This is a genomic window from Nocardioides houyundeii (assembly GCF_002865585.1).
Taxonomy (GTDB): Bacteria; Actinomycetota; Actinomycetes; order Propionibacteriales; family Nocardioidaceae; genus Nocardioides; species Nocardioides houyundeii.
In genome coordinates this window covers 3,167,126-3,187,202 of sequence record NZ_CP025581.1, presented here as the reverse complement: position 1 = coordinate 3,187,202, position 20,077 = coordinate 3,167,126, and the positions used below count along the sequence as shown (strand labels likewise).

Here is a 20,077-nt window from a genome sequence, read left to right as displayed (position 1 = left end):
CTCTGCCCTGCCCGCCCAAAAGGCTCGGCCTTGGTGGCATGGCAAGGTGGGGGGCGTACCGGAGGGCACTAGCTCAACTGGCAGAGCATCGGTCTCCAAAACCGAAGGTTGGGGGTTCAAGTCCCTCGTGCCCTGCAAGACCGACGAACAAGTCACACCTATGCACGACACCCGTGCACAATGGTCAGCAACGCGATGGAGGGGTCAACGTGTCGGACACCAAGGCGGCCCAGGAGCCGCGCGGTGGCAAGGACACCACCCGGCGTACCAGCCCGGTGGAGTTCCTCCGCCAGGTCATCGCCGAGCTCCGCAAGGTCGTGTGGCCGACGCAGCAGCAGCTGATCACCTACTTCATCGTGGTGATGGTGTTCGTCGTGGTGATGATGACGCTGGTCTCGGTCCTGGACCTCGCTTTCGGAAAGCTCGTCTTCGCGGTCTTCACCGGCGGCGACCAGCTCTGACCGGTCCTTCACCGACATCCTCAAGCAACACCAACTAATCGGAGCAGCGCGTGTCTGAGCACAACGACTCGATCGAGGCCGACGAGGCCGAGCTCGAGACGATCGACCCCACCGAGGGTGACGCCACCGACGAGACGGCGAGCGACGAGACCGTCGAGACGGCTTCCGAGGCCGGCGACGACGCTCAGGCCTCGGACGAGGACGGCGAGGCCTCGGACGAGGACGGGGAGGCCGAGGCCGACGAGGTCGACGAGAACGACCCCCTGGAGCAGTTCCGGCGCGAGCTGTGGGCCAAGCCCGGCGACTGGTTCGTGGTGCACACCTACTCCGGCATGGAGAAGCGCGTCAAGGCCAACCTGGAGAACCGCATCCAGGCCCTCGACATGGGTGAGTACATCCACGAGATCGTGGTCCCCACCGAAGAGGTGGCCGAGATCAAGAACGGCCAGCGCAAGATGGTCACCCGCACGGTGCTGCCGGGCTACGTCCTGGTCCGCATGGACCTCACCGACGAGTCCTGGTCCGCGGTGCGCCACACGCCGTCGGTGACCGGCTTCGTCGGCCACAGCCACAACCCGGTGCCGCTGTCCATGAGCGAGGTCGAGGCCATGCTGGCCCCCAGCGCCGTGGCCGTCGCCGAGGCCGAGGCCGAGGCCGCCGCGGGCGGTCGCCCGGCCGGTGGCACGTCCGCCAGCAAGAAGCCGGTGGAGGTCGCCGACTTCGACGTCGACGACTCGGTCATGGTGGTGGACGGTCCGTTCGCCACCCTGCACGCCACGATCACCGAGATCAACGCCGAGTCCCAGAGGGTCAAGGCCCTCGTCGAGATCTTCGGCCGGGAGACCCCGGTCGAGCTCAGCTTCAGCCAGATCCAGAAGGTCTGAGGCTCGAGCACCAGCAGCACCGCAACACCCAGGTGGCAGAGCGCGGCGGGAGCACTTCCGTCCAGCTCGACAAGACCACGACGTACGAACCACAAAGGATCGAATAAGACATGCCTCCCAAGAAGAAGATCGCCGCACTGGTCAAGGTGCAGCTGCAGGCCGGCGCGGCCACCCCGGCTCCGCCGGTCGGTACCGCCCTGGGTCCCCACGGTGTGAACATCATGGAGTTCTGCAAGGCCTACAACGCGCAGACCGAGTCGATGCGTGGCAACGTCGTCCCCGTCGAGATCACCATCTACGAGGACCGCTCGTTCACGTTCATCACCAAGACCCCGCCTGCCGCGGAGCTCATCAAGAAGGCTGCCGGCCTGAAGAAGGGTTCGGGTGTCCCGCACAAGGAGAAGGTCGGCAAGCTGACCAAGGACCAGGTGCGCGAGATCGCGACGACCAAGCTGCCCGACCTCAACGCCAACGACCTCGAGGCGGCCATGAAGATCGTCGAGGGCACCGCCCGCTCCATGGGCATCACCACTCCCTGATCACCTCGCCCGAGGCCCCCTGATCGACACCCCGTGGCAGAGCCGCGCTGGCTCATCGACCACACTGGATTAGAATCGAGTACCAGACATGCAGCGCAGCAAGACCTACCGTGCAGCGGCAGAGAAGTTCGACAAGGACGAGCTCTACGCTCCCCTGAAGGCGATCACCATCGCCAAGGACAACAGCAAGAAGAAGTTCGACGAGACCCTCGACGTCGTCATGCGACTCGGTGTCGACCCCCGCAAGGCCGACCAGATGGTCCGCGGCACGGTCAACCTGCCCCACGGCACCGGCAAGACCGCCCGGGTCCTGGTGTTCGCCGTGGCCGACAAGGCGGAGGCCGCCCGTGAGGCCGGCGCCGACTTCGTCGGTGGCGACGAGCTCATCGAGAAGGTCAACGGCGGCTGGCTCGACTTCGACGCCGTCGTCGCGACGCCCGACATGATGGGCAAGGTCGGTCGCCTCGGCCGCGTCCTCGGCCCGCGCAGCCTGATGCCGAACCCGAAGACCGGCACCGTGACCCCCGACGTGGCCAAGGCCGTCACCGAGATCAAGGGCGGCAAGATCGAGTTCCGCGTGGACCGTCACGCCAACCTGCACTTCATCATCGGCAAGGCCTCGTTCTCCCAGACCCAGCTGGCGGAGAACTACGCGGCGGCGCTGGAGGAGGTGCTGCGGCTCAAGCCGGCCAGCTCCAAGGGCCGCTACATCCGCAAGGTCACCGTCTCCACCACGATGGGCCCCGGCATCCAGGTCGACCCCAACCGCACCAAGAACGTTGCGGTCGAGGACGACGCCCAGGGCTGAGCACCACCTGCAGCACGCGGAAGGCCGGCCACCCCACGAGGGTGGCCGGCCTTCGTCGTCCGGGGGCTACTCGGTGAAGACGCGCTCGTCGACCAGCTTCTCGCTGACCACGTGGCCGTCGGAGAGGAAGCGGCCCGAGGCGAAGTCCTTGCGGAACTCGACCTCGGCCCCGGTGCGCCCGGACCGGTTCTTCTCCACCGTCAGCACCGACCACGTCTTGAAGTGCTCGCCGTTGTTGGCCGAGTACATCAGGTGGTGGCGCGCCACGATGTCGGCCTTGTTGGCCAGGATCAGCACCACGTCCGCCTCGTACGCCAGGGCGGTGGACCCCTTCATGTTGCGGGCCCGCATCCGCATGCCCGGCTCCAGGCCCGCTCGGTCGCTGGCGGAGATGGCGAGCACCGGGCACTCGAACTCGATCGCGATGTCCTTGAGGCGCTCGGTGACCTGGGTGACGGCGGCCTCCTCGTCGAGCTGCTGCCCGGGCCGCACCTTCTGCAGGTAGTCGACGACGACCAGCGGGGGCTCGCCGACCTCGCTGAGCACGTCCTTGACCGACGCGGCGATCACGTCGAGGTTGGTGTGGGTCGTGGTGGAGCGGTGGATCAGCATGCTCGGCGCGTAGCCGGCGACCCTCTCCAGCGCGTCGGCGCCGCCGGGGTAGCGGCCCAGCCGCTCCAGCAGCCCGCCGGTCATCTCGTCGGTCCCCTCGAAGGCGGCCCGGACCTGGTAGACCGAGATCGGGCTCTCGACGCCGAGATCGGCCGCCTCCGCGGCGATCACCTTCTGCAGCAGGGCCTCAGCCTCGAGCTCGAAGGAGAAGAAGAGCACCGGCCGCCCGCTGCCCGCGACGCTGCGGGCGATCTGGAGCGCGAACGTCGTCTTGCCCTCGCCCTGGGAGCCGGCCAGCAGGTTGAGCGCGCCGGCCCGCAGGCCGCCGCCCAGGGCGTCGTCCAGGAGGGGGAACCCGGTGGACCAGATGCGTACGTCGCTCTCGGGCGCCAGCAGTCGGCTGTCCACCCGGTCGAGCACCTGGTGGAGTGGGGTCAGCAGCGGGTCCATCCCCGAATTGGAGCACAATGCTCCCGGGCGCGGGGCGGAATCCGCCGGGGTCGCCAGCGGTCCGGGAGCGGATTTGGTGATCGCGCCCCGGGTGCCTACAGTTGCTTCTCGTAACCAGAGACCGCCGGTGATCGACTCTCCATCCGTGGAGGCCGATCGAAGGTTCCGCGAGACGGACGACCAGCGCAGGTGCTTCAGAGCAGCCGGAGAGATCCGGACCACGCCCTGGGCCTGTGCCCGGGGCGTTCGTCATTTCCCGGGCCGAGCCGACAGTCTTCGAGCGTAGTCCGGAAGGAGACCCATGGCGCGGCCAGAGAAGGTTGCAGCCGTCGCGGAGATCGTTGAGTCGTTCAACGGTTCCGCCGGCGCTGTGCTGACCGAGTACCGCGGTCTCACCGTGAAGCAGCTGCAGGACCTGCGGCGCTCCCTCGGCGAGAACGCCAACTACGCCGTGGTCAAGAACACGCTGGCCAAGATTGCCGCCACCGAGGTGGGAATCGAAGGCTTCGACGACCTCCTCACCGGCCCGACCGCCATCGCCTTCATCAACGGCGACGTGGTCGAGGCGGCGAAGGGTCTGCGTGACTTTGCCAAGGCAAACCCCGCCCTTGTCATCAAGGGTGGAGTTCTGGACGGCAAGCCCCTGGACGCGGTGGAGATCGGCAAGCTCGCCGACCTCGAGTCGCGTGAGGTGCTCCTGGGCAAGATGGCGGGCGCGATGCTCGCCTCCCTCAGCCAGGCCGTCTACCTGCTCAACGCCCCGCTCGCGCAGGCTGCCCGGCTCGCCGGCGCCCTGCAGGCGAAGGCCGAGCAGGACCCCTCGATCCTCGCAGGTGGTGCCGGTACGCCGGCTGAGTCCGCTGCTGAGGAGACCCCGGAGTCGTCCGAGGAGGCCCCCGCCACCGCGGAGGTCGCCGAGGAGACCACCGAGTCCACCGACGCCTGACCCCAGTCGTCGGTCACCACCTGAAACCCCAGGTCGGCTCCGCAACCCCGGACCGACCACCGAATGGAAGGAACCGCCACCATGGCGAAGCTCAGCACCGACGAGCTCCTTGACGCGTTCAAGGAGATGACCCTCATCGAGCTCTCCGAGTTCGTGAAGCAGTTCGAGGACACCTTCGGCGTCACCGCCGCCGCCCCCGTCGCCGTGGCCGCCGCCCCGGCTGCCGGTGGTGCCGCTGGTGGCGAGGCCGCCGCCGAGCAGGACGAGTTCGACGTCGTCCTCGAGGCCGCTGGCGAGAAGAAGATCAACGTCATCAAGGAGGTGCGCGCCCTGACCTCCCTCGGTCTCAAGGAGGCCAAGGAGCTCGTGGAGAGCGCCCCCAAGGCGATCCTCGAGAAGGTCGACAAGGCTGCGGCCGAGAAGGCCAAGGAAGCCCTCGAGGGCGCCGGCGCGACCGTCACCCTCAAGTGACCTCTCGCTAGTCGAGCCTGCACAGGCACACGCCGAAGGCGGTCACCCCACCGGGGTGGCCGCCTTCGGTCTTTGCACGGCGAAACGCCGATGCGCTTGACCTTCGCTCGCCGGCGGGTCATCATCGTCGGCAGCACGGCCCCTCCATCGGAGCAGGCCGCTCGTGACGGTTTGTCGCGCGCCTAGATTTGCGCTAGGCTCCTTCTTTGCGTCTGCTCTCAAATGCTCACACCCTGCCCGGAAGGGTGTTGTAGTGGTGGGCGGCGCCTCTTCACCTTCAGCGATGATTCGAAGGACGCACCTTGGCCGCGCGCAGCTCCGCTGTTAACTCCCGTCGCACCTCTTTTGCAAAGATCAAGGAGCCTCTCGAGGTTCCCCCTCTCCTGGCCCTCCAGACCGACAGCTTCCACTGGCTGATCGGCGACGAGAAGTGGGACGAGGTCGTCGCCGCCCGCAAGGCAGCCGGCGAGGACGTCTCCGAGAAGTCGGGCCTGCAGGAGATCTTCGAGGAGATCTCCCCGATCGAGGACTTCAACGACACGATGTCGCTGTCCTTCGAGAACCCGGTCTTCGTCGACCCCAAGTACACCGAGGAGGAGTGCAAGGAGAAGGACTTCACCTTCTCGCGCCCCCTCTACGTCTCGGCCGAGTTCATGAACAACACGACCGGCGAGATCAAGGCCCAGACGGTCTTCATGGGCGAGTTCCCGATGATGACCCGCAAGGGCACCTTCATCATCAACGGCACCGAGCGTGTCGTGGTCTCCCAGCTGGTCCGCTCGCCGGGCGCCTACTTCGAGCGCGCCGCCGACAAGACGTCCGACAAGGACATCTACACCGCGAAGGTCATCCCCTCGCGCGGCGCCTGGCTGGAGTTCGAGATCGACAAGCGCGACCTGGTCGGCGTACGCCTTGACCGCAAGCGCAAGCAGAACGTGACCGTCCTCCTCAAGGCCCTGCAGGCGCTGGCCAACGAAGAGGGCTACGAGGGCGAGCCGTACGACTACGAGGCCGTGATGGCCGACCTGCGTCAGTACGAGTCGATCCAGCTGACCGAGGAGAAGGACAACACCCAGGGTCCGGACGACGCCCTCCTCGACATCTACCGCAAGCTCCGCCCGGGCGAGCCGCCCACGCGCGAGGCCGCGCTGACGCTGTTGAAGAACTACTACTTCAACCCCAAGCGCTACGACCTGGCCAAGGTCGGTCGCTACAAGATCAACAAGAAGCTCGGCCTGACCGAGGCCTTCGACCACCAGAACCTGACCATCCAGGACATCGTGGCCGCGATCCGCTACATCGTGCAGCTGCACGCCAGCGGTGCCCCCGCCGACCCGGTCGACCTGACCGACGCCGAGGGCAACGTGGTGATCGGCTCGGACGACAAGCCGATCAAGGTCCAGGCCGACGACATCGACCACTTCGGCAACCGCCGCATGCGCACCGTGGGCGAGCTGATCCAGAACCAGCTCCGCACCGGCCTGGCGCGCATGGAGCGAGTGGTCCGCGAGCGGATGACGACCCAGGACGTCGAGGCCATCACGCCGCAGTCCCTGATCAACATCCGTCCCGTGGTCGCGGCGCTGAAGGAGTTCTTCGGCACCTCGCAGCTCTCGCAGTTCATGGACCAGACCAACCCGATCGCGGGACTGACGCACAAGCGTCGCCTCTCCGCGCTGGGCCCCGGTGGTCTCTCCCGTGACCGCGCCGGCATGGAGGTCCGCGACGTGCACCCGTCGCACTACGGCCGCATGTGCCCCATCGAGACCCCTGAAGGCCCGAACATCGGCCTGATCGGCTCGCTGGCCTCCTACGGTCGGATCAACCCCTTCGGCTTCGTCGAGACGCCGTACCGCAAGGTGGTGGACGGCTCGGTGACCACCGAGATCCACTACCTGACCGCCGACGACGAGGACCGCTACGTCATCGCCCAGGCGAACGCGCCGCTGGACGAGAACGACAAGTTCGTCGAGGAGCGCGTCCTGGTCCGCCAGAAGCGCGGTGAGGTCTCCGAGATCCTCGCCGGCGACGTGGACTACATGGACGTCTCCCCGCGCCAGATGGTGTCGGTCGCCACCGCGCTGATCCCGTTCCTGGAGCACGACGACGCTAACCGGGCCCTGATGGGTGCCAACATGCAGCGCCAGGCGGTGCCGCTGATCACCAGCGACAGCCCCCTGGTCGGCACCGGCATGGAGTACCGCGCCGCGGTCGACGCCGGCGACGTGGTCGTGGCCGAGAACGCCGGTGTGGTCAAGTCGGTCTCCGCCGACTCGATCGAGACCATGAACGACGACGGCACCTACCAGACCTACCGGCTGGCGAAGTTCAAGCGCTCCAACCAGGGCACCTGCATCAACCAGCGTCCGCTGGTCAGCGAGGGTGACCGGCTCGAGGTCGGCTCGCCGATCGCCGACGGTCCGTGCACCGACAACGCCGAGATGGCGCTGGGCACGAACCTGCTGGTGGCCTTCATGCCGTGGCAGGGTCACAACTACGAGGACGCCATCATCCTCAGCCAGCGCCTGGTGCAGGAGGACGTCCTCACCTCGATCCACATCGAGGAGCACGAGGTCGACGCCCGCGACACCAAGCTCGGCCCGGAGGAGATCACCCGGGACATCCCGAACATCTCCGAGGAGGGTCTGGCCGACCTCGACGAGCGCGGGATCATCCGCATCGGCGCCGAGGTCACGACCGGGGACATCCTGGTCGGCAAGGTCACCCCAAGGGCGAGACCGAGCTGACCCCGGAGGAGCGCCTGCTCCGTGCGATCTTCGGTGAGAAGGCGCGCGAGGTGCGCGACACCTCGATGAAGGTGCCGCACGGTGAGTCCGGCACGGTCATCGGCGTCCGCGTGTTCGACCGCGAGGACGGCGACGAGCTGCCCCCGGGCGTCAACCAGCTGGTGCGCGTCTACGTCGCCCAGAAGCGCAAGATCTCGGTGGGTGACAAGCTCGCCGGTCGCCACGGCAACAAGGGCGTCATCGCCAAGATCCTCCCGGTCGAGGACATGCCCTTCATGGAGGACGGCACGCCGGTCGACGTCGTGCTGAACCCCCTGGGTGTGCCGCGACGGATGAACATCGGCCAGATCCTGGAGCTCCACCTGGGCTGGCTCGCCAAGCAGGGCTGGGACCTGGACCTGCACGACGACCGTGGCTCGGCGGAGTGGAAGGACCGGCTCATGTCGATCCACGCCGAGAAGAGCGCGCCCGGCCGCAAGGTCGCCACGCCGGTCTTCGACGGCGCGCGCGAGGACGAGATCACCGGCCTGCTCGGTGCCACGTACCCCACGCGCGACGGTGTGCGGATGATCGACGCGACCGGAAAGGCCAACCTGTTCGACGGCCGTTCCGGCGAGCCGTTCCCGGAGCCGGTCTCGGTCGGCTACATGTACATCCTCAAGCTGCACCACCTCGTGGACGACAAGATCCACGCGCGCAGCACCGGCCCCTACTCGATGATCACCCAGCAGCCGCTCGGCGGTAAGGCCCAGTTCGGTGGCCAGCGCTTCGGTGAGATGGAGGTCTGGGCCATGGAGGCGTACGGCGCCGCCTACGCCCTGCAGGAGCTGTTGACGATCAAGTCCGACGACGTGCCCGGCCGCGTCAAGGTCTACGAAGCCATCGTGAAGGGCGAGAACATCCCCGACTCCGGGATCCCCGAGTCGTTCAAGGTGCTCATCAAGGAGATGCAGTCGCTCTGCCTCAACGTGGAGGTGCTGTCCCAGGACGGCTCCACCATCGAGATGAAGGACGCCGAGGAAGACGTCTTCCGCGCGGCCGAAGAGCTTGGCATCGACCTTTCCCGGCGCGAGCCCAGCTCCGTCGAAGAAGTCTGAGCAGTGAGGCGGTGCGCGGCCCTGCCGCGCACCGCCACCCTCAGTCCCCCTTGAACAACAGCGAACCTAACGAAGGATTGAAGCCAACGTGCTCGACGTGAACTTCTTCGACCAGCTTCGGATCGGCCTGGCCACCGCGGATGACATCCGCACGTGGAGCCACGGTGAGGTCAAGAAGCCGGAGACCATCAACTACCGCACGCTCAAGCCCGAGCGTGACGGCCTCTTCTGCGAGAAGATCTTCGGTCCCACCCGGGACTGGGAGTGCTACTGCGGCAAGTACAAGCGTGTCCGCTTCAAGGGCATCATCTGCGAGCGCTGCGGCGTCGAGGTGACCCGCTCCAAGGTGCGTCGTGAGCGCATGGGCCACATCGAGCTCGCCGCTCCGGTCACCCACATCTGGTACTTCAAGGGTGTCCCGTCGCGACTGGGCTACCTGCTCGACCTGGCGCCGAAGGACCTGGAGAAGGTCATCTACTTCGCTGCCTACATGATCACCTCGGTGGACGAGGACGCCCGTCACAAGGACATGTCCACCCTGGAGAACAAGATCGGTCTGGAGCGCGAGCGGCTGGAGAAGCGCCGCGACTCGATGATCGAGGAGCGTGCCAAGAAGTTCGAGGAGGACCTGGAGGCCCTGGAGGCCGAGGGTGCCAAGGCCGACCAGCGCCGCAAGGTCAAGGACGGCGCCGAGCGCGAGATGGCCGCCATCCGCAAGCGCTCGGAGAACGAGCTCGCTCGTCTCGAGGAGATCTGGAGCACGTTTAAGTCGCTCAAGGTGCAGGACCTGCTCGGCGACGAGATCCTCTACCGCGAGATGAAGAACTGGTTCGGCAAGTACTTCGAGGGCTACATGGGCGCCACGGCGATCCAGAAGCGCCTCCAGGACTTCGACATCGAGGGTGAGGTGGAGTCGCTCCGCGACACCATCGCCAACGGCAAGGGCCAGCGCAAGGTCCGTGCGCTCAAGCGCCTCAAGGTCGTCGACGCCTTCCGCAAGACCGGCAACCAGCCCATCGGCATGGTGCTGGACGCCGTTCCCGTCATCCCCCCGGACCTGCGTCCGATGGTGCAGCTGGACGGTGGCCGCTTCGCGACCTCCGACCTCAACGACCTGTACCGCCGGGTGATCAACCGGAACAACCGCCTCAAGCGGCTGCTCGACCTCGGCGCCCCCGAGATCATCGTCAACAACGAGAAGCGGATGCTCCAGGAGGCCGTCGACTCGCTGTTCGACAACGGCCGTCGTGGTCGCCCCGTCACCGGCCCGGGCAACCGGCCGCTGAAGTCGCTCTCGGACATGCTCAAGGGCAAGCAGGGTCGCTTCCGCCAGAACCTGCTCGGCAAGCGCGTGGACTACTCGGGCCGTTCGGTCATCGTGTCGGGTCCGCAGCTGAAGCTGCACCAGTGCGGTCTGCCCAAGCAGATGGCGCTGGAGCTCTTCAAGCCGTTCGTGATGAAGCGCCTGGTCGACCTGTCCCACGCCCAGAACATCAAGTCCGCCAAGCGGATGGTGGAGCGGGCGCGGCCGGTCGTGTGGGACGTCCTCGAAGAGGTCATCACCGAGCACCCCGTGCTGCTCAACCGTGCGCCCACCCTGCACCGACTCGGCATCCAGGCCTTCGAGCCCCAGCTGATCGAGGGCAAGGCCATCCAGATCCACCCGCTCGTCTGCACGGCGTTCAACGCCGACTTCGACGGTGACCAGATGGCGGTGCACCTGCCGCTGTCGGCCGAGGCCCAGGCCGAGGCGCGGATCCTGATGCTCTCGACCAACAACATCCTCAAGCCGTCCGACGGCCGACCGGTCACCATGCCTACCCAGGACATGATCATCGGGCTGTTCTTCCTCACCACCGACCGTGATGGCGAGCTCGGCGAGGGCCGGGCGTTCTCCTCGCCGGCCGAGGCCATCATGGCCCTGGACCGGGGCGAGATCACCCTGCAGAGCAAGGTCAAGATCCGTCTCTCCGACGTCGTCCCGCCGCTGGACCACGAGGCGGCCGGCGACTGGGAGACCGGGCGCTCGCTGACCCTGGACACCACGCTGGGTCGCACGCTGTTCAACGACACCCTGCCGGCCGACTACCCCTTCGTGAACTACGAAGTGGGCAAGAAGGCCCTGGGCGCGATCGTCAACGACCTGGCCGAGCGCTACACCAAGGTCGAGGTCGCTGCGTCCCTGGACGCCCTGAAGGACGCCGGCTTCCACTGGGCGACCCGCTCGGGTGTCACGGTCTCCATCGACGACGTCACCACGCCGGACGACAAGAAGGCCATCCTGTCGGGCTACGAGGCCCAGGCGGAGAAGGTGCAGAAGCAGTTCGAGCGTGGACTGGTCACCGACGAGGAGCGCCGCCAGGAGCTCATCGAGATCTGGACGCAGGCCTCCAACGAGGTCGCCAAGGCGATGGAGGCGAACTTCGACCGTCGCAACCCCATCTACATGATGGTCGACTCGGGCGCATCGGGAAACATGATGCAGATCCGTCAGGTCGCCGCCATGCGTGGTCTGGTGGCCAACCCGAAGGGCGAGATCATCCCGCGCCCGATCAAGGCCAACTTCCGCGAGGGCCTGTCGGTGCTGGAGTACTTCATCTCCACCCACGGTGCCCGCAAGGGTCTGGCCGACACCGCACTGCGCACGGCCGACTCGGGCTACCTGACCCGTCGTCTGGTCGACGTGTCGCAGGACGTCATCATCCGCGAGGAGGACTGCGGCACCGAGCGTGGTCTGCCCAAGCAGATCGGTGAGCGTCGCGAGGACGGCACGGTCGTCAAGCACGAGAACGCCGAGACCGCGGCGTACGCCCGCTCGGCGGCGACCGAGATCGCCCACCCCGAGACCGGGGAGATCCTCGCCGTCGCCGGTGAGGACCTGGGTGACGTCAAGATCGGCGAGCTCGTGGCTGCCGGGATCGAGACCGTCAAGGTCCGCTCCGTGCTGACCTGCGACGCCAAGACCGGGACCTGCGCCAAGTGCTACGGCCGCTCGCTGGCCACCGGCCTGCTGGTCGACATCGGTGAGGCGGTCGGCATCATCGCCGCCCAGTCCATCGGTGAGCCCGGCACGCAGCTGACCATGCGTACCTTCCACACCGGTGGTGTGGCCTCCGCGGACGACATCACCCAGGGTCTGCCCCGCGTGGTGGAGCTCTTCGAGGCGCGTCAGCCCAAGGGTCTCTCGCCGATCTCCGAGGCCGCCGGCCGAGTGGAGATCGAGGAGACCGACAAGGCCCGCAAGGTCATCGTCACCCCCGACGACGGCTCCGAGCCGGTCGAGTACCCGGTCTCCAAGAGGTCCCGCCTCTCGGTGGCCGACGGCCAACACATCGAGGTCGGCCAGCAGCTGACCGTCGGTACGCCGGACCCGAAGGAGGTGCTGCGCATCCTCGGTATCCGCAAGGCGCAGCAGCACCTCGTCGACGAGGTCCAGCAGGTGTACCGCAGCCAGGGCGTGTCGATCCACGACAAGCACATCGAGATCATCGTGCGCCAGATGCTCCGTCGCGTGACGGTCATCGAGTCCGGTGAGACCAACCTGCTGCCGTCGGACCTGGTCGACCGGTCCCGCTTCGAGGAGGAGAACCGTCGCGTGGTCTCCGAGGGCGGCGTGCCGGCCTCGGGTCGTGCCGAGCTCATGGGCATCACCAAGGCCTCGCTGGCGACCGAGTCGTGGCTCTCGGCGGCCTCCTTCCAGGAGACCACCCGGGTGCTCACCGACGCGGCCATCCACGGTCGCTCGGACTCGCTGCTGGGTCTGAAGGAGAACGTGATCATCGGAAAGCTGATCCCGGCCGGCACCGGTCTGGAGCGCTACCGCAACATCCGGGTGGAGCCGACCGAGGAGGCCCGCGCCGCGGCGTACTCCGTCACCGGCTACGACTCCTACGACTACGACTTCGGCCAGGGCACCGGCCAGGCCGTCGCGCTGGACGACTTCGACTTCGGTTCCTACCAGAACTGACCTCGGGTCACCCCAGAGTCACCGGCGAGGGCCGGATCCCGCATCACGCGGGGTCCGGCCCTCGTGCCATTTGCCGGCTGGCGCGGCGTGACACCATGACCGGCATGGAGCCCGCCATCACCCCTCCGCTCGCCCGCGAGCTCGCCGACCTCGTCTCGCGGCTGGCGTCGTTGGGGGAGCAGCACGGACTGGACGTGGGCGACGCGCTGCGCGCGGTGCAGGCGCTCGAGCAGCAGGGCGCGGTGACCCGGGTGGCGTCGTGGTTCGTCGACGCCCCACCGGTGCTCGGGGTGGATGCCGGCAAGGGCGGCTGGGTGGGGGCCCTGGTGGCGCAGGGCAGGTGCCGGGTGCTGGTCTCCCCGACCCTGGCCGGGCTGGTCGAGATGGCCCGTGAGGCCGCCGAGGTGGCCGTGGTCGCGGTCGACATCCCGATCGGGCTGCCCGACTCCGGGCGACGCCAGGCCGACGTGCTGGCCCGGGGCGCCCTGCCCGGCAAGGCCAGCTCGGTGTTCACCACCCTGACCCGGGCGGCGTACCAGGCGGGGAGCTACGCCGAGGCCCGGGAGGCGAACCTGGCCGCCACCTCCGGAGAGCTGGGCGCCGGCGCCCAGTCCTACGCGCTGCGGGAGCGGGTGCTCGACGTCGACGGCTACCTCCGCGCCGCCCGGCGCGCCCCCGCGGCGCGCCGGGTGCCGGTGATCGAGGTGCACCCCGAGCTCTGCTTCGCCCGGATGACGGGGGCGCCGCTGCTGGCCGGGAAGCGGACGCCCGAGGGCGAGCAGGCCCGGTGCGCGGCGCTGAGCAGCGTGGGCTTCCCCCTGCCCCGGGTGGCGGCGGGGCCGGGATATGCCGTCGACGACCTGCTGGACGCCTGCGCCGCGGCCTGGAGCGCAGCCAGGCACGCGCTGGGCCTCTCGGAGTCGCTGCCGCCGGAGCCCGAGGTCTTCAGCGACGGGATCCCGGCAGCGATCCGAGTCTGAGCCGCCTGCGGCTCAGCGCCGCGGCGTCACCACCCCGGCCGCCCCGCCGCCGCGACGGGTCGGCTCGGAGACCGCGGTCAGCCGCCTGGTGCCGGAGAGCTCGATGGCGGTGGCAGCGCCGATCTCGCTCTGCGGGTACGACGGCGGGGCCGCCGCGACCAGCTTGTGGCCGTAGCCGCTGAGCGCGGCTCCGTAGGCGGTGACGAACGCCGGCTCGGCGACCGTCTCGGCGCCGTTGCGCGGCGAGACCCGGGGCGCGGCGATCGCCTGCTCGATGCTCATGCCCAGGTCGATCCGGTTGACCAGCGTCTGCAGCACCGTGGTGATGATCGTGGAGCCACCGGGGGAGCCGAGTGCCAGGAACGGACGGCCGTCCTTGAGCACGATCGTGGGCGACATCGACGAGCGCGGCCGCTTGCCCGGCTGGATCCGGTTGGGGTCGCTCGCGTCGTAGACGACTGAGAAGTCGGTCAGCTCGTTGTTGAGCAGGAAGCCGCGTCCCGGCACCGTGATCCCGGAGCCGCCGGTCTGCTCGATCGTGAGGGTGTACTCCACGACGTTGCCCCAGCGGTCGACCACCGTCAGGTTGGTGGTGGAGAGGTTCTCGGTGTTCGCGTCGGCCTCGCCGCGCGCCGCCGGCGTGCTGCAGCTGCCGTCGTAGCTGGCCGTGTTGCCGGCAGCCGTGGGCTTGGGCAGCGCCACGCCGGGCTTGATCGCGCAGGCCCGCTCGGCGGCGAACGTGTCGCTGAGCAGGTCGGAGAGCGGGACGTCGACGTACGCCGGGTCGCCGACGTACTTGCCGCGGTCGGCGAAGGCCAGGGCGCTGGCCTCGAGGTAGTGGTGCAGCGCGTCGGTCACCGACATCGACCTCAGGTCGTAGCGCTCGAGGATGTTGAGCGCCTCACCGACGGTGGAGCCACCGGAGGAGGACGGGGCCATGCCGTAGACGTCGTACCCGCGGTAGTCGACTCGGGTGGGCCGCTGCAGCGCCACCTGGTAGCCCTTGAGGTCCTTGCGGGTCATCCGGCCTGCCGGCACCGGCAGCTCGGTGCTCCGGGTCTTGTCGGGGTCGCGGACGGCGCGGACGATCTCGCCGGCCATCTTCCCCTGGTAGAACGCCGAGACGCCGTCCCGGGCGATCTGGCGGTACGTCGCGGCCAGGTCGGGGTTGCGGAAGACCGAGCCGACCCGGGGCGCCGAGCCGCCGGGCAGCCACAGCCGCTTGCTGGCCTTGGTCGCGCCGAAGCGGACCGCGTTCTCGGTCGTCTGGTTGTGGAAGGTCTCGTCCACGATGAAGCCGCGCTGCGCGACCTTGGTGGCCGGTGCCAGCGCCTCGCCCAGGGACCACCTGCCCCACTTGCGCAGCGCCTTGTCCCAGGTGGCCAGCGTGCCCGGCACGCCGACGCGCACCCCGCTGGTGACCAGCTCCGGGGCGAAGTTCCACGGCTTGCCGGTGGCGGGGTCGATGAAGGCGTCGCGGCGCATCTTGGCCGGCGCCGTCTCGCGGCCGTCGATGGTGCGCACCTTGCCGGACTTCGCGTCGTAGAGCACGAAGTAGCCGCCCCCGCCGATGCCGGCGCTGTAGGGCTCGGTCACGCCCAGGGTCGCGGCTGCGGCCACCGCCGCGTCCACCGCGTTGCCGCCGTCCTTGAGCACCTGCAGCCCGGCGCGGGTCGCCTCCGGGTCGACGGTGCTGACCGCGCCGCCGCGCCCCACCGCGGTGGGCACCTTGGTGTCGGTGCGGGAACCCTGGGCCGCCGGGGCCGGGGCCGGGGCTGCCGGGGCCGGCGCGGCCAGCACGGTGCACACGGCGGTGCACAGTCCGAGGGAGAGCGTGGCGGCGGCGGTGCGCCGGGTGCTGGGCCGGTGCTTCATCGTGACCTCCGAGTTCGACGATTCGCGAGCCCCCAACCTGCCGCCTCACTCCGGCTGCTGTCGAGCCCCCGTGCGCTGAAGGTGCTGGGTTTGGGCCGCAACCACGCTCCTGAGAGGATTCCGACCGTGCCCGACCCGATCCCCGACCAGACCGACGTGCTCGTCGTCGGTGCCGGTCCCGCCGGTTCCGCGGCCGCCTCCTGGGCGGCTCGCTCCGGCTTCGAGACCCTGCTCGTGGACGCCGCGGTCTTCCCGCGCGACAAGACCTGTGGCGACGGGCTCACCCCCCGCGCCATCGGCGAGCTGCAGCGCCTGGGTCTGGAGGACTGGCTGCGCACCCACACCGTGAGCCAGGGGCTGCGCGCGCACGGGTTCGGCCAGACCCTCCACCTGCCGTGGGAGGTGCCGGGAGGCTCCCTGCCCTCCTGGGGTTCCGCGGTGGCGCGCACCGAGCTGGACGACCACCTGCGCAGCGTCGCCATCAAGTCCGGCGCGACCGCCGTCGACGGCGCCCGTGCGGTCGACGTGGTGCGCCACGGGGACAAGGTGACGTCGGTGGTCCTGGAGCGCGGCGGCGAGCGCGTCGAGGTGCGCTGCCGCTGGCTCGTGGTCGCCGACGGCGTGCGCTCGCCCCTGGGCAAGATGCTGGGCCGTGAGTGGCACCGCGACACCGTGTACGGCGTCGCGGGGCGCTCCTACGTCGCCTCGGGCCGCTCCGAGGATCCCTGGATCTCCTCGCACCTGGAGCTGCGCGACGAGCAGGGCCAGGTGCTCTCCGGCTACGGCTGGATCTTCCCCCTGGGCAACGGCACCGTGAACCTGGGAGTGGGCACCCTGGCGACCGCCAAGCGCCCCGCCGACATCGCGGTCAAGCCCCTGATGCGCTTCTACGGTGAGCAGCGCCGCGAGGAGTTCGAGCTCTCCGGCGAGCTGCGGGACCAGGCCTCGGCGCTGCTCCCGATGGGTGGGGCGGTGAGCAACGTGGCCGGCCGCAACTGGGCGCTGATCGGTGACGCCGCGGCCTGCGTCAACCCGCTCAACGGCGAGGGCATCGACTACGGGCTGGAGACCGGCCGCCTGGTGGTCGACACCATCGCGGGCGGCCACGACCTGCACGAGGCCTGGCCCGCCCTGCTGCGCGAGCACTACGGCGAGTCCTTCTCGATCGCCCGGCGGCTGGCCGGGATCGCCACGGTGCCCAAGGTGGTCGCCGCACTCGGCCCGGCCGGCATGCGCTCGGACTGGCTGATGACCCTGGCGCTGCGCTGGATGGGCAACCTGGTCACCGAGGAGGACCGGGACCGCTCCGCCCGGCTGTGGCGCTGGGCGGGACGGCGCTCGCTAGCCCGGGACGCCCGCCCCCCGTTCTCCTGACCGCCGGACCCGACGGCGCTTCGGCACTACCCTGACGCCTGTGGACGAGGGGTGGTACCGCACTGCGCTCGGGCTCGGGCGGCTCGCGCTCCGGGCCCTCGACGTGACCCTCGAGACGCGCGGCCTCGAGCACGTCCCGGCCACGGGACCGGTGATCCTGGCCGCGACCCACGTCTCCTACCTCGACTCGCTGCCCATCTGCCTGGCGGCGCGGGAGCGAGGCCGCTTCCCCCGCTTCCTGTCCCGGCACGACGTCTGGCAGACCCCGGGCCTGGCCTACCCGATGGACCGGATGGGCCACATCCCGGTCGACCGCGACGCCCCGGCGGCGGCGTACCTGAGGGCACGCCGGCTGCTGCGCGAGGGCGAGGCGGTGGGGATCTTCCCCGAGGCCGGCATCTCCTACTCCTTCACGGTGCGCTCGCTGATGCGGGGGACCGTGGCGCTGGCCCGCGAGACGGGCGCGGTGATCGTGCCGACCGCGCTGTGGGGCTCCCAGCGGATCTACTCTGTGGGGCGCCCGGTCGAGGGAGTCGAGCCCGGCCCCGACCTGACCCGGGGACGGCGGATCGACGTCTGCTTCGGCGAGCCGATCACATTGGGCGCCGCCGCCGACCTGGTCGCCGGTACCACCGAGCTGGGCCTGCGCCTGACCGAGCTCCTGGAGGGTCTCCAGGAGCTGCCCCACCACCAGCCCCGAGCCGGTGAGCACGCGCCGTGGCACCCCGCCCACCTGGGCGGGCACGCCCCCGACCGCGGGGAGGCGCTGGTCCTGGACCAGCTGCCGCGCTCCGCGCTCAGCCCGAGCTGGGGGCCGAGCGGTCCTCCGGGGCTGCCGGTCCCCGGCGAGCTCGCCCGCGCAGCGACAGCAGCTGGTTGACCGGGTCGACCAGCCACAGCAGCCGCCGCGCCACCGGCGGCCAGCCGAGGAACAGGGCCAGGGCGACCGCGGCGGCGACCGTGATCGCCACCGAGGTCCAGCCGTTGCCGGGCAGCCAGTGGCTGACGTCCTGAGCCCCGGCGTACCGGATCGCGAAGCCGTGGAGCAGGTAGACGCCCATCGTGTAGGTGCCCACCGCGGTCAGCAGGGAGCGGCGCCGGGGCACCAGCGTCAGTACCGCCGCGGTGCCGGCGAGACCGACGAGGATGAGCTGGGCGCGGATCTCGGCGCCCTCGCCCCACGACGCCCCGAGCGTGTCGTAGGAGGAGCGGTAGTAGAGCCACTGGGTGCTCCAGTGGTCGTCGGTGCGCGCCGCCAGCCACCAGATGCCGGCCAGCACGGCGAGGCCCGCGAGCCCGGTCCAGCGGGCCTGCAGCAGCTCCAGGGCGCGGCGGGGGAGGTGGAGGCCGATGACGAAGAACGGCAGCAGGCCCAGGACCCGGTTGAGGTCGAGGAGCTCCAGGTCCACCTCCCCGGCGGCCAGGCTGACGGCCACCGCCGCCGGCACCATCAGCCAGTGCCGGACCAGCAGCGGCGTCGCCAGGCGCCACAGCGCCAGCGCCACCAGGTACCACATCGGCCAGTGCGGGTTGAGCCACAACGGCTGCAGCACCTCCATGCTGCTGGGCTGGCCGACGACGTAGACCCGGAAGGCGGCCATCAGCCACTCGAAGACCACGTAGGGCACCACCAGGGTGGTGACCAGGGCGGTGAGGTGGCGCGGAGTCCACGCGAACGTGCGCGAGAGGTAGCCCGAGACGAGCACGAAGGCGGGGATGTGGAAGTAGTAGAGGAAGTCGTAGACCCGGGACTTGGGATCGCCGTAGGGCAGCAGCACGATGGCGTGCCCGACCACGACGAGGATGACCAGGATCGCCTTCGCGTTGTCCAACCACGGGTCCCGACGTCCAGGCATCCAGCCACCATATCGATCATCCGCGCGGCTCGGCCCTATCGCCTAGGTTGGGGGCATGACGCCGCGAGGACCCCTGCCCCTGCACCAGCGGGTGGCGGCGTACGCCGTGATCAGGCGCCGGCTCGACGGCGCGGTGGAGGAGATCCTGCTGAGCCGGCTGGCCGAGCGGGTCTCCCCGCACGAGCTCTGGACGCTGCCCGGCGGCGGGCTGGACCACGGCGAGGAGCCACGGCTGGCCGTGGTGCGCGAGGTGATGGAGGAGACCGGGCTGGCGGCCACCGTGAGCGAGACCGCGCACGTCTACTCCGCCCACATGCCCGGCGTGCGCCGGGAGGGGCGCGTGGTGGACGCGCACGCCATCCGGATCGTCTACGAGGGCTGGGTGCCTCCTGACTCGCCGGCCCCGGAGGTGCAGGAGGTCGACGGGTCGACCGTCGAGGCGGCCTGGCACCCCGTCGCCGACGTGGAGTCCGGTGCGCTGCCCGTGGTCCCGATGGTCACCGAGGCGCTGCGGGACCTCCGGCCGGTACGGCTGCAGCGGCTCGCGGCGTACGCGCTGATCACCCGCGGCTCCGCGGCCGACGCGCTGCGTGCCGAGGACGAGGTGCTCCTGACCAGGATCTCTCCGCGCGGCTTCCACGCCGGGACCTGGACCCTGCCCGGGGCGGGGTGGACCACGGTGAGGCACCGGTCTCGGCGCTGGTGCGCGAGGTCGCCGAGGAGTGCGGGGTCCAGTGCACCGTCGGGCCGCTGCTCACGGTGCACGACGTGCACTTCTCCGGGACCGCCCCGCGCGGGCGCTTCGAGGACTTCCACGGGGTGCACCTGCTCTTCCGGGCCGAGGTGGCCCCCGGCGCCGAGCCCCGGGTCGCGGAGACGGACGGCACCACCGACGCCGTGGCCTTTGTGCCGCTCGCACAGATCAAGGCCGGGACGGTGGAGGTTCTGGACGTGGTGCGGCACGCTGTGCTCGCGGCCCGGGCCGCGAGCCAGCCCGACTGAGTCCACCA

Annotated in this window: 17 protein-coding genes, 1 tRNA gene and 1 pseudogene; 15 read left to right on the top strand and 4 right to left on the bottom strand. The window is 69.6% G+C overall.

All coding sequences use genetic code 11. The features are described from left to right. Nucleotides 1-62 precede the first annotated feature (62 nt). The 5 genes from C0R66_RS15300 (at nt 63) to rplA (ending at nt 2,692) form a co-directional block, all read left to right on the top strand. Nucleotides 63-135, top strand: a tRNA-Trp gene (locus C0R66_RS15300). 74 nt (nt 136-209) lie between these two features. Next, entirely contained in the window at nt 210-461 is a 252-nt protein-coding gene (gene secE, locus C0R66_RS15295) for a preprotein translocase subunit SecE (protein ID WP_104105598.1), read from the top strand. A 50-nt stretch (nt 462-511) separates the two neighbouring features. Beyond that, on the top strand, nt 512-1,345 hold the full coding sequence (gene nusG, locus C0R66_RS15290) for a transcription termination/antitermination protein NusG (protein ID WP_101525435.1): 834 nt from the start codon (nt 512-514) through the stop codon (nt 1,343-1,345). A gap of 110 nt (nt 1,346-1,455) precedes the next feature. Next, nucleotides 1,456-1,884 carry a 50S ribosomal protein L11 gene (rplK, locus tag C0R66_RS15285; RefSeq protein WP_101525434.1) on the top strand — a complete coding sequence of 143 codons (429 nt, stop codon included), beginning with the start codon at nt 1,456-1,458 and terminating at the stop codon, nt 1,882-1,884. Nucleotides 1,885-1,972: 88 nt separating this feature from the next. Further along, nucleotides 1,973-2,692 carry a 50S ribosomal protein L1 gene (gene rplA, locus C0R66_RS15280; protein ID WP_101525433.1) on the top strand — a complete coding sequence of 240 codons (720 nt, stop codon included), beginning with the start codon at nt 1,973-1,975 and terminating at the stop codon, nt 2,690-2,692. A 66-nt stretch (nt 2,693-2,758) separates the two neighbouring features. Here the strand turns inward: rplA and C0R66_RS15275 are convergent, their stop codons facing one another. After that, nucleotides 2,759-3,754, bottom strand: coding sequence for a DnaB-like helicase C-terminal domain-containing protein (locus C0R66_RS15275; protein WP_101525432.1), 996 nt, complete (start codon nt 3,752-3,754; stop codon nt 2,759-2,761). Between the two features lie 301 nt (nt 3,755-4,055). On the opposite strand from C0R66_RS15275, the gene rplJ reads away from it, so the two are divergent. From rplJ to C0R66_RS15250, 6 genes are all read left to right on the top strand, one after another. Further along, a complete protein-coding gene (rplJ, locus tag C0R66_RS15270) occupies nt 4,056-4,700 on the top strand; it encodes a 50S ribosomal protein L10 (protein WP_101525431.1) in 645 nt (214 codons plus the stop codon). Between the two features lie 81 nt (nt 4,701-4,781). Next, nucleotides 4,782-5,171: a 50S ribosomal protein L7/L12 gene (gene rplL / locus C0R66_RS15265; RefSeq protein ID WP_101525430.1), complete on the top strand. Its 390-nt coding sequence runs from the start codon at nt 4,782-4,784 to the stop codon at nt 5,169-5,171. Nucleotides 5,172-5,473: 302 nt separating this feature from the next. Then, nucleotides 5,474-7,918 (top strand): DNA-directed RNA polymerase subunit beta, encoded by a 2,445-nt coding sequence (gene rpoB, locus C0R66_RS15260; protein ID WP_422385598.1) that lies wholly within the window; start codon nt 5,474-5,476, stop codon nt 7,916-7,918. A 50-nt stretch (nt 7,919-7,968) separates the two neighbouring features. After that, nucleotides 7,969-9,015, top strand: a complete 1,047-nt coding sequence (locus C0R66_RS20335; protein ID WP_422385597.1) for a DNA-directed RNA polymerase subunit beta — start codon at nt 7,969-7,971, stop codon at nt 9,013-9,015. Nucleotides 9,016-9,103: 88 nt separating this feature from the next. Then, the gene (locus C0R66_RS15255; RefSeq protein ID WP_101525429.1) at nt 9,104-12,982 is read left to right on the top strand and encodes a DNA-directed RNA polymerase subunit beta'; all 3,879 of its coding nucleotides are present in this window, start codon (nt 9,104-9,106) and stop codon (nt 12,980-12,982) included. A 104-nt stretch (nt 12,983-13,086) separates the two neighbouring features. Beyond that, nucleotides 13,087-13,962, top strand: a complete 876-nt coding sequence (locus C0R66_RS15250) for a DUF429 domain-containing protein (RefSeq protein ID WP_158648067.1) — start codon at nt 13,087-13,089, stop codon at nt 13,960-13,962. 12 nt (nt 13,963-13,974) lie between these two features. Here the strand turns inward: C0R66_RS15250 and ggt are convergent, their stop codons facing one another. Then, nucleotides 13,975-15,837 (bottom strand): gamma-glutamyltransferase, encoded by a 1,863-nt coding sequence (gene ggt, locus C0R66_RS15245; protein WP_101525427.1) that lies wholly within the window; start codon nt 15,835-15,837, stop codon nt 13,975-13,977. A gap of 126 nt (nt 15,838-15,963) precedes the next feature. On the opposite strand from ggt, the gene C0R66_RS15240 reads away from it, so the two are divergent. Both C0R66_RS15240 and C0R66_RS15235 read left to right on the top strand, forming a co-directional pair. After that, nucleotides 15,964-17,211 (top strand): geranylgeranyl reductase family protein, encoded by a 1,248-nt coding sequence (locus tag C0R66_RS15240; protein WP_199286703.1) that lies wholly within the window; start codon nt 15,964-15,966, stop codon nt 17,209-17,211. 40 nt (nt 17,212-17,251) lie between these two features. Further along, a complete protein-coding gene (locus C0R66_RS15235; RefSeq protein ID WP_101525426.1) occupies nt 17,252-18,091 on the top strand; it encodes a lysophospholipid acyltransferase family protein in 840 nt (279 codons plus the stop codon). On the opposite strand, the gene C0R66_RS15230 is transcribed toward C0R66_RS15235, so the two are convergent. Then, complete coding sequence (locus tag C0R66_RS15230) at nt 18,009-19,067, bottom strand: acyltransferase family protein (RefSeq protein WP_101525425.1); 1,059 nt, start codon at nt 19,065-19,067, stop codon at nt 18,009-18,011. The two genes, C0R66_RS15235 and C0R66_RS15230, sit on opposite strands and share 83 nt — an antisense overlap. A gap of 55 nt (nt 19,068-19,122) precedes the next feature. On the opposite strand from C0R66_RS15230, the pseudogene C0R66_RS19635 reads away from it, so the two are divergent. After that, a pseudogene (locus C0R66_RS19635) lies at nt 19,123-19,473 on the top strand (NUDIX hydrolase); the annotation flags it as partial. Here the strand turns inward: C0R66_RS19635 and C0R66_RS19630 are convergent. After that, the gene (locus tag C0R66_RS19630) at nt 19,437-19,745 is read right to left on the bottom strand and encodes a hypothetical protein (protein WP_241901474.1); all 309 of its coding nucleotides are present in this window, start codon (nt 19,743-19,745) and stop codon (nt 19,437-19,439) included. The pseudogene C0R66_RS19635 and the gene C0R66_RS19630 sit on opposite strands and share 37 nt — an antisense overlap. Between C0R66_RS19630 and C0R66_RS19625 the strand changes: the two genes are divergently transcribed. After that, nucleotides 19,737-20,069, top strand: a complete 333-nt coding sequence (locus C0R66_RS19625; protein WP_241901473.1) for an NUDIX domain-containing protein — start codon at nt 19,737-19,739, stop codon at nt 20,067-20,069. The genes C0R66_RS19630 and C0R66_RS19625 overlap by 9 nt on opposite strands. The last annotated feature ends 8 nt before the right edge of the window (nt 20,070-20,077 follow it).